Source organism: Desulfosporosinus fructosivorans, assembly GCF_004766045.1.
In the GTDB taxonomy this organism is placed as follows: domain Bacteria; phylum Bacillota; class Desulfitobacteriia; order Desulfitobacteriales; family Desulfitobacteriaceae; genus Desulfosporosinus; species Desulfosporosinus fructosivorans.
In genome coordinates, this window is record NZ_SPQQ01000025.1 from 24,036 (window position 1) to 38,898 (window position 14,863).

Annotated in this window: 12 protein-coding genes, 4 tRNA genes, 1 rRNA gene and 1 riboswitch; of the genes, 2 read left to right on the forward strand and 15 right to left on the reverse strand. The window is 42.6% G+C overall.

Going from position 1 to position 14,863, the window contains the following annotated elements:
- Positions 1 to 210: 210 nt before the first annotated feature.
- From E4K67_RS28280 to E4K67_RS28290, 3 genes are read right to left on the reverse strand one after another with little or no spacing between them, the layout of a single operon-like run.
- Positions 211 to 972: a UPF0280 family protein gene (locus tag E4K67_RS28280; protein ID WP_135552884.1), complete on the reverse strand. Its 762-nt coding sequence runs from the start codon at positions 970 to 972 to the stop codon at positions 211 to 213.
- Entirely contained in the window at positions 973 to 1,374 is a 402-nt protein-coding gene (locus tag E4K67_RS28285; protein ID WP_135552886.1) for an NIL domain-containing protein, read from the reverse strand. It lies immediately after the preceding gene.
- 4 nt (positions 1,375 to 1,378) lie between these two features.
- The gene (locus tag E4K67_RS28290; protein ID WP_135552888.1) at positions 1,379 to 2,575 is read right to left on the reverse strand and encodes a homocysteine biosynthesis protein; all 1,197 of its coding nucleotides are present in this window, start codon (positions 2,573 to 2,575) and stop codon (positions 1,379 to 1,381) included.
- A 130-nt stretch (positions 2,576 to 2,705) separates the two neighbouring features.
- A riboswitch (SAM riboswitch) is annotated at positions 2,706 to 2,835 on the reverse strand.
- A gap of 298 nt (positions 2,836 to 3,133) precedes the next feature.
- Between E4K67_RS28290 and E4K67_RS31245 the strand changes: the two genes are divergently transcribed.
- Both E4K67_RS31245 and E4K67_RS28295 read left to right on the forward strand, forming a co-directional pair.
- Positions 3,134 to 3,262 carry a hypothetical protein gene (locus E4K67_RS31245; protein WP_274594921.1) on the forward strand — a complete coding sequence of 43 codons (129 nt, stop codon included), beginning with the start codon at positions 3,134 to 3,136 and terminating at the stop codon, positions 3,260 to 3,262.
- A gap of 262 nt (positions 3,263 to 3,524) precedes the next feature.
- Positions 3,525 to 3,863, forward strand: a complete 339-nt coding sequence (locus E4K67_RS28295; protein WP_135552890.1) for a P-II family nitrogen regulator — start codon at positions 3,525 to 3,527, stop codon at positions 3,861 to 3,863.
- Here E4K67_RS28295 and E4K67_RS28300 read toward each other — a convergent pair.
- The 12 genes from E4K67_RS28300 to rrf form a co-directional block, all read right to left on the reverse strand.
- Entirely contained in the window at positions 3,860 to 5,122 is a 1,263-nt protein-coding gene (locus E4K67_RS28300) for an ammonium transporter (RefSeq protein WP_135552892.1), read from the reverse strand. The genes E4K67_RS28295 and E4K67_RS28300 overlap by 4 nt on opposite strands.
- A 517-nt stretch (positions 5,123 to 5,639) precedes the next feature.
- Positions 5,640 to 6,053, reverse strand: a complete 414-nt coding sequence (locus E4K67_RS28305) for a phage holin family protein (RefSeq protein WP_135552894.1) — start codon at positions 6,051 to 6,053, stop codon at positions 5,640 to 5,642.
- A 303-nt stretch (positions 6,054 to 6,356) separates the two neighbouring features.
- The gene (locus tag E4K67_RS28310) at positions 6,357 to 7,253 is read right to left on the reverse strand and encodes a DMT family transporter (RefSeq protein WP_135552896.1); all 897 of its coding nucleotides are present in this window, start codon (positions 7,251 to 7,253) and stop codon (positions 6,357 to 6,359) included.
- 249 nt (positions 7,254 to 7,502) lie between these two features.
- Positions 7,503 to 8,573 carry a hypothetical protein gene (locus E4K67_RS29990; protein WP_158408605.1) on the reverse strand — a complete coding sequence of 357 codons (1,071 nt, stop codon included), beginning with the start codon at positions 8,571 to 8,573 and terminating at the stop codon, positions 7,503 to 7,505.
- Between the two features lie 548 nt (positions 8,574 to 9,121).
- Positions 9,122 to 10,501, reverse strand: coding sequence for an alanine/glycine:cation symporter family protein (locus E4K67_RS28320; protein ID WP_135552897.1), 1,380 nt, complete (start codon positions 10,499 to 10,501; stop codon positions 9,122 to 9,124).
- A gap of 132 nt (positions 10,502 to 10,633) precedes the next feature.
- Entirely contained in the window at positions 10,634 to 11,752 is a 1,119-nt protein-coding gene (gene ald / locus E4K67_RS28325) for an alanine dehydrogenase (protein ID WP_135552899.1), read from the reverse strand.
- Between the two features lie 262 nt (positions 11,753 to 12,014).
- Positions 12,015 to 13,565: a sigma 54-interacting transcriptional regulator gene (locus E4K67_RS28330; protein ID WP_135552901.1), complete on the reverse strand. Its 1,551-nt coding sequence runs from the start codon at positions 13,563 to 13,565 to the stop codon at positions 12,015 to 12,017.
- Between the two features lie 482 nt (positions 13,566 to 14,047).
- A tRNA-Gly gene (locus E4K67_RS28335) sits at positions 14,048 to 14,121 on the reverse strand.
- A 67-nt stretch (positions 14,122 to 14,188) separates the two neighbouring features.
- Positions 14,189 to 14,263, reverse strand: a tRNA-Asn gene (locus tag E4K67_RS28340).
- 50 nt (positions 14,264 to 14,313) lie between these two features.
- Positions 14,314 to 14,390 (reverse strand) — tRNA-Lys (locus tag E4K67_RS28345).
- Positions 14,391 to 14,393: 3 nt separating this feature from the next.
- Positions 14,394 to 14,468 (reverse strand) — tRNA-Gln (locus E4K67_RS28350).
- A gap of 320 nt (positions 14,469 to 14,788) precedes the next feature.
- A 5S ribosomal RNA gene (gene rrf / locus E4K67_RS28355) occupies positions 14,789 to 14,863 on the reverse strand; the annotation flags it as partial.

A 14,863-nucleotide genomic window follows, 5' to 3' on the forward strand; every position in this document is an offset into this window, starting at 1 on the left:
AAGTTATATATAGAAACTAAAGACATTAGCGCAAAAACTTAAACCTCCCGACGGGGAGGTTTCTTTCTGTCCATATTTAAAGATATATGAAGAATTCCGCAGGGATTGGTGCAATTCATAAAAGATTTAAAAGGGAAGGGGTGAGCCAATCACAGGCTACCCCTTCCCTTCTTAAGATTCTACCAGGTTCTTACAATCTAGTAGAGCAATTCATGAACTGCCCCTACTAGATTCCATAGGAAGTAATTTCACACTTCCCCAAACTGCCAAACGATCGTCTTTAATGACTAAAATCCCCTTTACCCCTGTGATCTCTGAGGCAAATTTGAGGGCTCTTTCTAAATCGTCCGTCGTCTGAACAAGGTTCCCACAGGCTGTTGCAACTGCATCCGCTAACGCCACGGAGGGAGAGAGAACAACTACTGCGTCTGCCTTGCCAAAACTCAAGGAATGTCCTACTTTACCGGATGAAGTACAAATTCCAAGGGGAGTTTCGTCTGGGCGGATCTCAATCGCCACTCGATTTGATAGCGGCGATTCCCCTGCAAAAACTCCAATCCTGCGAATGCGACTCGTACGTATGAAGATATCTCCACCATTTTCCACAATTACATCTCGCGATCGTTTGGCAATAGCCTTTCCAACAACCTCTGAAACGGCACCTGCAACCGCCGCCATTGGCCCCACTCCAGCCAGACGACCAGCTTCTACCATCGTCTTAACAATCAAAGGGGCATTTGGTAATACTGTGTAAGGTGTTAAGGCATTCACAAAACCTGGGTCTCTCTGGAGGTAGTCTTCGAGTGGCGTGCGACAAGTCCGAATCGTCTCTTCCACCCAGGCAACAAGTTGGGGAGAAAACCGATCTTTACGAACCCCAATATCCAAGTCAGTCTCCTTCACGACCAGCTGAAAATGCACCAGATCAGCCTGACGGTGATCCCTCCTGTAAAAACGATCCGTGAACTCCAATTACAAACGAACCTCCATGGCCCTCATTGGGCAAACTTTCACGCATAATTGACAAAAAACACATTGGTCACCATCAAAACGGACTTCCATTGACGGGCGTTCCATATATAAAGCACCGGTAGGGCAAATACCCGTACAAGCCCCGCACATAACACACTTTTCATCATTGCGCACAATTTCTTGATTAAGGGCTTGAACAGAAACCCCTAGATTGCGTAAATAGTTTAGCCCTTCTTCGCTTTGATCCCCAATTACCTCTAAGATCATCGTTCCTTCTTTTTGAGGGTTGACGTCTGCTTTCACAATATTTACTATCAAGTCATAATCTTTCACCAAACGATAAACAATCGGTTTAACCGAGATATCTGTCCCGAAACGCAAAACGATTCTTTTAGGCGACATATTATCAAGCCTCCTTTATACTGTGAGCGATGAAGCCGTCAGCGGGTGAGGAAAGATTTTTAACCGGTTCCGTCAGGAGAAATTCGCCTTTTTGAATCCATCCCTTTAAGGTTGAGGCGATCTCACGTGCTCGCGGCATACTTGACAACGGAGCAGTAGTTACTTCCTTGCCATTCACCTGTATCTTTCCACTTTTTAGGTCTGCATAACTGACATACCCTAAATTACCTGATGTAAATGAAGGATAGGCTTCCCCATAGTCCACAATTGGGGCGAATAGTTCTTCATCCTTCATGGCAGCATACCGAGCGATTTCTTCATTGAGAATAGGGATAGGAATTCCAATCCCAACACTAAGTGTTGCACCATATCCTAGATAACTGGTGCCTACGAGCCATCTTGGGCTCATTTGTTTCAGATCCCCTGTGACAGCAAGTGTCCCCCCTGCAGCCCCCTGTTCTTTACCTTCAACGTTCAACATTGACGGGAAATGTTGTGTCCCGTTCCAAGCGACATATCCAACCCCACCACCGAGAAAAATCTTTGTGCCTACCCCGATGGTTTTAAAATGAGGATCCTTTAAGAGCGGGCTTAGTTGTCCGGAAGTTGAAAAATTGGCGTTTCCTAAATGAGGTTTAATCATTCCCATATAGGTGTATATCGTCCGATCGGTCAGGTTCACCGCACAATTGTAGTTCTGATAGCAATTTCGAGGATTAAAAAGAATTGCTTCATTGATCTCATCTAAGGTAATGGTGGTTTCAAGATTTCGACGAGGATAACAATCTGTACCATATCCTAACGCTTTAAGTTTGACAGGTTTGCGTGCGACAAGGTCATGAATGACATGGCCCCCGCCGTACCTAAATTCACCGGGATAATTGCTATTTAGTGGGTCGTCCTCATGCATTTCAGTCGCACCAATATAGGCATCAACTGCCGCTATGCCGGTATAGGCGGATACCCCGTTAAGCCATACCTTCTGCATTTTCATTCGTGGTGTTGTGTGCCCTAAACTTAAAAAGGCACCTGAGGAACACATTGGCGCAAAGGTTCCAGTTGTTACCACGTCGACTTCTTGAGCAGCTCTGGAGAGGCCCTTTTCCTCCACCAAGGCGATGAGTTCCTCCGCAGTCACGACGACTGCTTTACCTGATTTAATCTTGGCATTGATCTCCGCGTACGTCTTTTCAGCACTCATGAACGTCCCCACCTCCCGATTGTCATTAAACACTTCTGTGTGTCAACTTCATTGCATCTACGACTAAGAATGATACAGAAAAGACCTCTTCTAAGATAGAAGAGGCCAAAATTGCTTATAATCGACGCTCCTCTTATCTGTCAGAAGAATCTCTCCTGCAAGAATTAGCACCATGCTTTGAGCAAGCCATGATAATCATCACGTGCAAAGCTGGTTGCCGGGTTTCATTGGGCTAGTCCCTCCACCACTCCGGATAAGAGCATATAATATTCAATTCATTACGTTTGATTCTAACATTTGTCTTAAATCATGTCAATATGAAATCTCGGTATATCTCTAACAGATTTTAGTACAGAGTATTCCATAAAATGTATATTTACATATATTTACATTCGACAAATTGTAGCATATAATGTGTATAGGTTCTTTTAGTTTTTTTGATGTAGTTTTGTCCTCTCTTTTGAATCGCCTCTACAGGCGATCCTTTTTTGTTTCTTCAACATAATTATTTATTCGTAGGGTATCCTAAAGGTATTCCAACCTAAGGGAGGCAAAATTATGAATCAACCTAAACCGAGTAAAAAGCCCTTTCCTAAACGTGAAGAACTACCCTATAGCCACCAGGCCGATCAGGACGGACGTACAGATTATGGTCGCGATGGAGAAACAACGTATAATCCAAGCTAGCGAAAGGGAGGTATATAAAATGTCCAATAAAGCAACGGATAAAGCGCAAACAGGAAAATCAGACAGAGGGAAAAATTCCCCTTTCAAGAAAAAAACACCTCAAAACCGGGCATAAGCCCGGTTTCTGCTTTTATATTGTTCATGAAAGGGAAACTTTCTGGTATACTAAAAAGGATTATACTTGATTCAGAGGAAGATATTATTACTTCTTTTCTGAATCAAAGAAGTAATAATTAGTTTTTAGAAATTAAAGGGTGGTAGCATGAAAAAAATTGAAGCCATTATTAGGCCAGAAAAATTAGATGCCGTTAAGGACGCCCTATCGAACATAGGTGTAAAAGGGATGACTGTCTCTAATGTTCTAGGTTTCGGTAATCAGAAAGGGTACACTCAAATTTACCGAGGTCAGGAAATTGTAACTAGACTTTTGCCGAAGGTAAAACTGGAGGTTGTAATTTCTGACGAAATAGCCGATGAGGTTATAACAATAATCGTCGATACCGCTAAAACAGGAAAATTTGGAGACGGTAAAATATTTGTCTTTGATGTAGCGAATACGATCCGTATCAGAACGGGCGAACACGGCAACGATGCAGTTTAGATTCCAACCGTCTCATTAAATTCAAAATCAGGATAGGCATTTTCACTATGTTGAGTCAAATCTAATCCATTAACTTGCTCGTCATCGGTTGCCCTCAGTGGAGTGATCAACGCTATTCCTTTTAAAACGAAAAAAGTCATCCCACCCGCAAATAAATAAGTGACTACCACTGCCAGAAGTTGAACTAAAACAGGTTCAATTCCTCCTCCATTAATCAAACCGTTTTTGCCTTGAGGGTTCAGACTTAGATCCGCAAAAAGCCCTGTAGCTATTGTACCCCAGGTCCCTCCAATTCCGTGTATTCCAAAGACATCCAACGCATCGTCATATCCCAGCTTAACTTTAAGAAAGCTTATCGCTAAATAACAAATGCCCCCGGCAACAAACCCAATAAGGAGTGCACTACCAGTTGAGACAAACCCTGCTGCAGGTGTGATTGCAACAAGCGCGGATATCATTCCGCTAACTGCACCGAAAACTGTTATTTGGCGACGATGGAGCCATTCAACTAGGGTCCAGCCGATCATTCCAGCTGCTCCAGCAATTTGGGTTGTAGCAAGGGCAAGTACTGCCACACCATTTGCACCCATCGCGCCTCCTGCGTTAAACCCAAACCATCCAAACCACAATAGTCCGCCTCCAAAAAGGACATTTGGCATATGATGTGGGATGCTCCACTCATATCCTGCCTTGAGCCGTTTACCTACTACCAAAGCCGCCACTAACCCTGACACACCTGAAGCGATTTCTACAACAGTACCACCAGCAAAATCCAATACGCCGAGATTTCTCAGCCATCCACCCACGCCCCAAACCCAATGTGCTAGTGGGATGTACACGAGTGTACTCCAAAAGAGCACAAACAATATGAACGCTGGAAAGCGTAACCTTTCAGCAGTTGCCCCACTTATGAGTGCTGGTGTAATAATTGCAAACATCAGTTGGAACAAGAAGAACAACAAATGAGGAATAGTTGGAGCATAATCAGGATTAGGCTCAAGGCCCACCCCTCTTAGTGCCAGCCAATCAAAGCTACCAATTAAGTGTCCGTGATCTGGTCCAAAAGCTAAAGAATATCCAAACAATACCCAAATTACCGTCACCAACCCTATGGCAGCATAACTCTGCATCATGATAGAAAGAACATTACGTTTTCTAACCATTCCTCCGTAAAACAAAGCCAACCCAGGGGTCATCAGAAAGACTAGAATTGTACATGTAACTACAAAAGAAATATCTCCCGCGCTTAAAGTTGTCATCCTTTTCCCTCCCTGTTTACCCGCAAGTTTACCTCCAACGGGCATAAAAAGACAAGGCTCTAAAAGGCGCTATCAAAACGCCTTTTAGAGCCTCGTTGCTCTCTCAATCTTACAAGTATTTTTATTATAGCTTCCTTGAAGAAATGTGTCTAGGACATTATTACTTTATACATTATACACTTTTTTTCATCATCTTTTCTGTCTCTCATTTCACGATCACATGAAGTGGATCTATTTCCCATTTTAATCATGTGTTTCACTATGACTGAGCAAGTATTAATGGATAATACCTAGATTAAAACCAAAAAAGCTTCAACACGACGCTAAGGTTTTTTGGTTTACAGAAAAAATTCCCCTCACAAGGAGGGGAGAGAAGAAAAGGAGAAATGAGAAGCAAAGCTTTATTTTAACCGCTATTAACGGGGGTTGGTTCTGATATATTTATATTAAACTATATTTGTTACCGTTTCATGAATTTTGTATGAAGACTTTGTTAAACCTATAAATGGTAACTCTCTTATTCCTCGTCCCTATCATCCTCCTTTTGCAGTTGAACGAGCACTCTCCTTACACTCGGTGGCAAGGGTACCCCGAGAATCCCCAAGTTCTCCGTTACTGATATCCCTTCTCTCGCTACGTAAAAGTAAATGGCCAAGGTTCGGAGAATGGGATATGGGTTACCAACCATTCCGTCGAGCAGGACCGCTACAACCACAACAGCAAGGATAAGACCTTTTCGGATTCCTCCCCAGAACATTATCTCACTGTTCACCCGTTTGTTTTTAATTGCACCTAGGAACCCTGACACGTAATCGAGAACCATGAGAACAATGAGTACCTTCAAACTTGCGTCCCACCCTCCTAAACACGAGCACAGGATGGTTCCTAGAGTTGCACTAAAAGCACTAAAACCGAACTCTTTTATATTCATACTTTTGCCATCCTCTCAGGTACGTCGACGCCGAAGATGAATAGTATTCGTGTCTTCTCCTACAATTAAAGTATGCGAACATGCCTACTATTGTCACATAGGTTAAAGAAACTTGGCTAGCGCTCATAACCACCATGACCATGACCTGGATCAAGACAAACTTTCTTATAAATTCTTCCTCCTTCTTCTACTGTATTCAAAGGGATTGGACAAGGTTACAAAGGGCCTCAGCTTAACCTACAAGCTGAGGCCCTTACTTTATTGTAATGAAATCCCCCTCAAGAGAAGGAGACGAATAATCACTTATATAAATAGAAGTGATACGCCAATTAGAGAGATAACGGCACCAAAGATCTCTCTTGGAAATACTTTTTCTTTAAGTATGATAATTGACATTGGAATAATCAATATAGGGGTGATTGACATGATTGTCGATACGATGCCAGTCGGTGCATGCTGAACAGCAAACAATGAAAGTGATACGCCGATGAACGGCCCAAATAATGAGCCGATGGTGATATGTTTCATCGCCCTATGATCTTTTAGCGCTGTATATAAATTCCCCCAGTTTTTAGAGATCGTAATTACAATTGAAAAGCCGATAATAGCAGCAATAATTCTAATTTGAGTTGCAGCGATAGGGTTATAGGAACCCATCCCATATTTACTAAAAACCAAACCAAATGCTTGCCCTAAGGCCCCGATAAAGGCATATATCAGTCCTTTTACTGGATGCGTCAACTTAACTAGCTTGTCCCCTGGATTTTTGGTAAGGATTACAAGAGCAATCCCTCCAACTGTAATGACCATTCCAATTGCACCCAATAATGTAATTTTTTCTCCCATCAGAATAAAACCCATTATTGCCGTAATCGGCGGAACAGAGGACATGATTAACATCGATATACGTGCGCCTACCTGCACAAAAGCCTGGAATAAAAATAGATCTCCAATAACAAAGCCAATCAAGCCCGAAAAAGACAACCATAACCAAGTAGTGCCCGATGCATCTGAGGGTAACAACATTCCCCGAGTTAATAAATTAAAGACAGATATTAGGGCAAGTGCTATAAATAGTCTTATTAAATTAACCGATATCGAACCAACTTTTTTGCCTGCAGATTCAAAGGCAACTGCACTAATTGTCCAACATAAGGCCGTTGCAAGAGCAGCAATTTGTCCTATATGTGATTGAAACATATGATATTCCTCTATTCTCATTCTTACCCATAGAGTAGATATTTTCCATTCAGTCATTATAGCATAAGAGGTACTGAATAATTTACTATTTTTGAAAAAAGAGCAGCTCTTTTGGACATAACCAAAGACCCTGCAAATAGTCGCAGGGTCTTTGGTTCCTATGGAGCCGATCGTCGGTATCATTCCAACGGCCTACTCATTTTTCCTTATAGCGCTTGGTAAAATACTTTACAAACTCATCCTTAGACTTTAATTGCCTTGTAAGGCGTCTTGTTGAGCGTCAGTATTTGTTTCGCCATTTACATTACTATTCAAATCAGTCTTAAATTCGCCCTTATGGCCATTGTTGAATTCGCCTTTACTTTGCATACCTCTTTGAATGGCGTCTGCTTGAGCCTGGGTAATTGTACCGTCTTCCACTAGGCTAGTCAACGCGGTTTTAAGATCAACTTTTTCTGGTGTAGCTTCTTCAACAGGTGTAATTGCTACTTGAATAGAGTCTGCTTGAGCCTGGGTAATTGTACCGTCTTCCACTAGACCAACCATCGCGGTTTTAATATCTACAGCTTCTACAGCTTCTACTGCTTCTACTGCCTCAACAGCTTCTACGCCTTCTACGGCTTCTACTGCTGGTACTGCTTCTACTGCTTCTACTGCTTCTACTGCTTCTACTGCTTCTACGGCTTCTACGGCTTCTACGGCTTCTACGGCTGGTACGGCTTCAACAGCTTCTACGCCTTCTACGGCTTCTACGGCTTCTACGGCTGGTACGGCTTCTGCGGCTTCTACTGCTTCTACGCCTTCTACGGCTTCAACAGCTTCTACGCCTTCTACTGCTTCTATTGCAGGTTTAATTGCACCTTGAATAGCGTCAGCTTGGACTTGGGTGATTGTTTCGGCTTTTACTAGACCGTCCATGACGGTTTTCATATCTACTGGTGTTGCTTCTTTAGAAGGTTTAATTGCTTCTTTAATAGCGTCAACTTGATCCTGGGTAATCGTACCCTCTTGTACTAGACCCTTCAGAACGGTTTTAAGTTGGCCGAAATGATGTCCTTTATTGAATTGAGCTTTATCTAAGCTGACCTTTGGGGTCGCATTTTGAATGTTCTCTTTAGCCTGGTTAAGTGAGCCTGAAGTTACAAGACTATCTAAATGGCTTTTAGACCAATTGTATGCTTCACATGATTGTGTTTGTGAAAACTCTGAAGTATCTACTGTATTACTGCTTGTCGTGTTCGCAAAAGCAGCGGATGCCGATAATAGTGTGGTAATAGCAGTCGCTATTACAATTGTTGTTGTTTTAGTTTTTTTCATCATTTTGAAAACCTCTTTCCGATTTAACTCAACTATATATTAAAGTTGTATTTCATATTTCATATTTATCTGTTGCGTTGTGTTTCTTTGTTACAAACATACGCATCACCACCTTTCAATATTTTTTGACTTGAGAGGTAATTCTGGCGTTTGTTAACCTTAGCCTTAAGCTATCTCTGGAATGGCCCTTTCACATGGTTCCCTTTTTGCATTTGCTGATGGTACATTACCAAATCGTTTGGCGATACAACTGCATCTCATTACTGCAGAAGCATTTGTAGATCAAACAGGTTGAACAGGTACACAATAATTTGCTTGGCGTGGAATACAGTTTGTATTAACCGCTCAACTAGCGGGTAATAATCAGCTGTTGTTTATATAGTAGTACAAACTTGTTACCATTCAGTGACCCTTATATGTTGATAATGTGAAGGCATATAAGGGTAAAAATAGAAATAAAAAGGCCCCCATCGTTTCCGATGAGAGCCAATTAGCTTACATTCCCTACATACAAGCTAGGCACGCGCTTTCCTTACCATAGATAATTTCACTTATTTTTCAATAACTCGTATGGGGTCTGTCGATATTTCATCTAAGTTGTCTTCCCAAAGATATTTTTTCGTTTCAGCCACAATAACTCCACTTAAGAGAATTAATGCTATCAGGTTTGGTAGGGCCATCAGGGCATTCATCGCATCTGCCATATCCCAAACGACAGGCAATGCCATAATTGATCCTAAGAAAACAACAACAACCCAGGCAATTCGATAAGGCATAATTGCAACTTTTCCAAATAAATATTCAATCGCTCGTTCGCCGTAATAGGACCAACCGAGGATTGTTGAAAAGACGAAGGTTAAGAGCCCGAAGGTCAGTACTAGGGGTCCTACCACAGGGATCAAACCAAACGCTGCTTTAGTAAGTGCGGCGCCTTGCAATCCATCAGTTATTGCTGGACTACTCATGATACTACTGACTAAGACGATACCGGTCATTGCACAGACCACTACGGTATCCCAAAAGGTCCCTGTAGCTGAGACGAGGGCCTGTCGAACAGGATTTCTAGTTTGAGCAGCCGCGGCGACGATTGGAGCTGAGCCTAAGCCAGATTCATTAGAGAACAAGCCGCGGGAAATCCCATAGCGAGCAGCCATCATGATCGAAGCTCCGGCAAATCCACCTCCAGCAGCTTGAGGGGTAAAGGCTGATTTGAAAATTAAGGCGATGGCAGGGCCTACGTAAGCAGAATTTATAACCAAAATAACGATACAGCCAAGTACGTAAACAATAGCCATAAAAGGTACAAGCTTTTCACAGACACGTGCGATAGATTTTACGCCGCCGATTATCACGACACCTGTGAGGATGGCCATGATAGCACCGCTAATATAAGGTGATATGTTAAATGTTTCGTACACCATACTGGAAACGGAGTTGGCTTGGACTGCGTTGCCAATCCCAAAAGCAGCAATTGCTGTAAAAATGCTGAATAATACTGCAAGCCATTTCTGGCCGAGCCCGTTTTCAAGAGCGTACATCGGGCCACCAAGCATTGTCCCATCGGAGGTTTTAACTCGGTATTTAACCGCTAGTAAGGCCTCCGAATATTTGGTTGCGATCCCAAATACCCCTGTCAGCCAGCACCACAGTACGGCACCAGGACCGCCAAGTGCAACGGCCGTTGCTACTCCGACGATATTTCCTGTACCAATAGTTGCCGCGAGAGCTGTTGCGAGAGCGCCAAATTGGCTCACATCTCCTTCTGCCTTTGAGTCTTTGGTCACAGAAAGTTTAATTGCTTTAAAGATATACTTTTGTATGAAGCGGGTTCGATAGGTTAGGAATAGGTGTGTACCGAAAAGTAGAACAAGCATAGGAGGTCCCCATAGGTAACCGTTGGCCCAGATAATTATGTTGTGAAATGTTTCCATGCGTTCTCTCCACGATCCTTTCTCTAATAATTTAATCTCCTAGTCAACGTAGCCTCAAGAGGTAGGAAAGCCTATAATTAAGAATAACAGGCTTTCCAACGCTTAACATATCATATCATATCTTGTCTTGTTTTATGCTAGAATTTCGGCTACTGGTGTATATGGTAGATTTTGATCATCTGCTACAGCCTTAAAAGTTACCTGTCCATTATAAACATTAAGCCCGCGTGCTAATCCTGCATCGTCCTTAAGGGCTTGTCGCCAGCCTTTATTGGCTATTTTCAAAGCATAGGGGAGTGTAGCATTTGTTAGAGCAAAGGTGGATGTACGAGACACTGAACCAGGCATATTGGCAACTGAATAGTGTACTACACCGTACTTCATATAGGTCGGATCGCTATGAGTAGTAACCCGATCAATAGTCTCAATAGAACCGCCTTGGTCTATCGCCACATCGACAATTACCGAACCAATTTCCATAGATTTAACCATTTCTTCGCTAACAAGTTTGGGAGCTTTGGCACCAGGAATAAGTACTGCCCCAATCAAAAGATCCGCTTTTTCGACCCACTTTGCGATATTATAGCTGTTGGACATGACAGTTGTGACTCTACCGCCAAAAATATCATCCAGATAAGCAAGACGGTCACCTGAGTTGTCAATAATCGTAACCCGTGCACCCATACCAACTGCCATTTTAGCTGCATTGGTACCAACAACACCGCCCCCAATAATGACGACTTGGGCAGATTCTACACCAGGTACTCCACCTAGTAGGATACCTTTGCCACTCCATGGTTTTTCAAGCATTTGGGCACCAATTTGTACTGACATGCGGCCAGCAACTTCACTCATAGGCGACAAGAGGGGCAAGGTATTATTACGCCCTACAATGGTTTCGTAAGCAATACCAATTACCTTTTTCTCCAGCAATGCTTTTGTTAGCGCAGCCTCAGGTGCTAAATGCAGGTAGGTGAATAGGATTTGCCCTTCATGGAATAGATCATATTCCGCCGCTAACGGTTCTTTGACTTTAATGATCATTTCAGAACGATCAAACAATATTTTCTTGTCGGCAATGATAGTTGCACCAATTTTAGCATAACTTTCATCTGAAAAACCGCTTCCCAAACCGGCACTATGCTCGACCAATACCGTGTGCCCTGCTCTACACAAATCCCCAGCGCCTGCAGGAGTTAGCCCTACACGGTTTTCATTGTTCTTAATTTCCTTTGCTACACCAATAATCATTATTAATCCCCCTTATTGTTATTGCATTACACGTGAAATGCTAATCTGGCTTATCTTCCTGTCCTTGCCTTTATTTAAGAATGCAATAATCGTGCCAAATCTGAAGTGCCTGTTTAGTCTGAATTTACTAAATTAACAGTCTCCTTTCTGTAAACTTATATTTCCAATAATCGTTCCACTGTTACGTTAAGTTTCCAGAACAAACACAATCAGCACCCCCAAAGGGATGCTGATTGTGTTTGTTTAACTTCATTAAACGTGTTCACGATAAAGGCAACTCATATTTGCGCATTTTTTTCAACACTGCTGTATGAGATAGTCCTAGTACTGCACCCATACGCCTAGAAGATCGGAAGCGCAAAGAGGTTTGTTGTAGAATTACTCGTTCTATTTCTCCTAGACGTTCCTCCAATGTCTGATATGTTTCAAACTGTACTAAGGTAGGAGCTGCTGTTGATCCAGATAACCGACCTAAAAATATATGCTCTGACTGTACCTCTTCACCGTCAACTAGATTCACTGCACGCTCTATGATATTTTTCAATTCCCTCACATTACCCGGCCAATTATAACCCTCTAAGCGTTGTAATGCCAACGGAGAAAACCTCATTACTGAACGCTGTAGTTTTTCGGCGAAACGTTTTAGAAAGATTTCACTGAGCAGTCGAATATCTTCAAATCGCTCTCTCAAGGGCGGTATTAACAAGGGAATAACATTTAGTCGATAAAATAAATCTTCCCGAAAAGTTTTATCTGACACCATATCTTCCAAATTGCGGTTAGTAGCAGCAATAATCCGCACATCTATGGCTACTTCCTTATTGCTACCCACCCGCCGTACGCGTTGCTCTTGGAGGACACGTAGCAATTTCACCTGTAAATGAGCAGATACGTCTCCCACCTCATCGAGAAATAATGTCCCACCATTGGCTAGTTCAAATAGCCCCGGCTTACCTCCTTTGACCGCCCCAGTAAAAGCGCCTTCTGTATACCCAAACAGTTCACTTTCCAGCAACGTGTCCGGAATAGCTGCACAGTTAATAGGTACAAAGGCTGCTTTGGCTCTTCGTGAAGCACTATGCAGGGCCCTGGCAAATAATTCTTTACCTGTTCCAGTTTCGCCGTTAATAAGTATTGTGGAGTCACTTGCTGCATAGCGACGAGCCTGTCCTAACACTTCCTCCATAACTGGGCTGACAAAAGGAATATCAGCAAATGTCATTGGTAACGAAGTTGTCATACTACGCATCAAGTTCCTAACGTCATGGGTATCCCTAATTACTGCAATCACGCCAATTACATCATCACACTTATTCCGTAGAGGTATGGTATTTACAACACAATAACCATGATCTGAGGCAATGAATACTTCCCGATTGTTATGCTGACAACCAGTTTGTAATGTTTCTTGTATCAGCAAATTTTTAAAAAGCGTAGAACCTAAAGGCTGTCCCGGAACCTGTTGAGCAGACAACTTAAGCATACGAACTGCAGCAGGATTACATTGTGTGATAATACTATCCTGATTGACCGCTAAAATCCCGTCTTGGACCGAGGTTAAGATAGCCTCTAATTGCTCTGCACGCCCTTTGGATGGCATAAAGGAAATTTCTACTATTTCCTGCACCCCACTAATACTACTCAGTTCTTCAACAAACTCTATGCGTTGGTCTTGTAAAACATCCTGGCACTCCAAAAATACGATACCCTCTTGCACTTCCATTGATATAATATTAGTTTCTCGTTTCGCCAAAATCAAAGTAATATCATGGACAATGCCGACACGATCGATATATGGTATGCGTAAATACACAGTTAGCTCTCTCCCCTCTCCACGCTAATCTAAACAGAACGAAATCATCTTCAGTTCTTCAGTTTTGGACTGCTCAACACCCATACAAATTCAATTTCCGTTCGTCTGATCACAACATTTCGATCTTCAGCTGTATTAACAAACATATCTCTATCTCGTAGCGCTAGGTTCTTTAAGTAGTAAACTCTATTTAATATTAAATCAAAAGACGATATGGTATCAGAGGGAATAAACATAGTGAATTTTCCCTCTGACTCTTACCACATATATACTATACCATGCGTATAGATTACGAGCTATTATGTTCTATAAATAACCTATATTTTACATACTATACGCACAGGAAAGCGACCGCACACTCAATATCTGAAGACACGAGTGTGCGATCGCCATTTACCTATTACAATATTTGCATTCAAAACCCTATTTCAAATGATATATGATATAAAAAACCGCACCTTATGGTGCGGTATATATTCTCATGGAGCGGGTGACGAGAATCGGACTCGCGTAACTAGCTTGGAAGGCTAGCGCTCTACCATTGAGCTACACCCGCACGCTTAGTATTAGAGGGATATTCGAACGCTCACATGAACGGATATGAACCGCTTGCTTTACCAACTTGGCTCCCCGAGTAGGACTCGAACCTACAACCTACCGGTTAACAGCCGGTTGCTCCACCATTGAGCTATCGAGGAATATTGGCCACTCCCGCAGTTTGCTGGAGGCATTGAACGGATTGAATCTATGGTGGGCCATCCGCGACTCGAACGCGGGACACCCTGATTAAAAGTCAGGTGCTCTAGCCGACTGAGCTAATGGCCCTTTTGGCTGGGGTGGGAGGATTCGAACCTACGGATGCCAGAGTCAAAGTCTGGTGCCTTACCGCTTGGCGACACCCCAATCATTTATATTAAGCCTGAGCAGTTGCTCTAGGACCCAATAGCTATATCCATTATCTATTTTCACGTTTTGGGCATTAAATGCATCGTACCTCTCGGAACAGATTTACAAACGACTGTCGTCTGTCACCTTTTACACTCAAGCACTGCCCATCTTAGTTTAGAATATTTACTATTATTCACTGGAGAGCTTGATTCGGTGAAAAACCCGTGCAACCCTTAGACCGCTTGACCAAAGGTCCATAATTTAGTATAACGTACCTTCTTTAAAAAATAATCGTGACACAAAAGGGGCTACCCTTAAGGTATCCCCTATGTCTTACCTGGCGATGACCTACTTTCCCAGGGGCTTGCGCCCCAAGTATCATCGGCCCTGGAGGTCTTAACTTCCGTGTT

What these genes read in the sequence shown, in the direction of transcription:
- E4K67_RS28285 (WP_135552886.1), bottom strand. Translation starts at nt 1,374, where the DNA reads ATGTCGCCTAAAAGAATCGTTTTGCGTTTCGGGACAGATATCTCGGTT.
- E4K67_RS28290 (WP_135552888.1), bottom strand. Translation starts at nt 2,575, where the DNA reads ATGAGTGCTGAAAAGACGTACGCGGAGATCAATGCCAAGATTAAATCA.
- E4K67_RS31245 (WP_274594921.1), top strand. Translation starts at nt 3,134, where the DNA reads ATGAATCAACCTAAACCGAGTAAAAAGCCCTTTCCTAAACGTGAAGAA.
- E4K67_RS28295 (WP_135552890.1), top strand. Translation starts at nt 3,525, where the DNA reads ATGAAAAAAATTGAAGCCATTATTAGGCCAGAAAAATTAGATGCCGTT.
- E4K67_RS28300 (WP_135552892.1), bottom strand. Translation starts at nt 5,122, where the DNA reads ATGACAACTTTAAGCGCGGGAGATATTTCTTTTGTAGTTACATGTACA.
- E4K67_RS28305 (WP_135552894.1), bottom strand. Translation starts at nt 6,053, where the DNA reads ATGAATATAAAAGAGTTCGGTTTTAGTGCTTTTAGTGCAACTCTAGGA.
- E4K67_RS28310 (WP_135552896.1), bottom strand. Translation starts at nt 7,253, where the DNA reads ATGTTTCAATCACATATAGGACAAATTGCTGCTCTTGCAACGGCCTTA.
- E4K67_RS29990 (WP_158408605.1), bottom strand. Translation starts at nt 8,573, where the DNA reads ATGATGAAAAAAACTAAAACAACAACAATTGTAATAGCGACTGCTATT.
- E4K67_RS28320 (WP_135552897.1), bottom strand. Translation starts at nt 10,501, where the DNA reads ATGGAAACATTTCACAACATAATTATCTGGGCCAACGGTTACCTATGG.
- ald (WP_135552899.1), bottom strand. Translation starts at nt 11,752, where the DNA reads ATGATTATTGGTGTAGCAAAGGAAATTAAGAACAATGAAAACCGTGTA.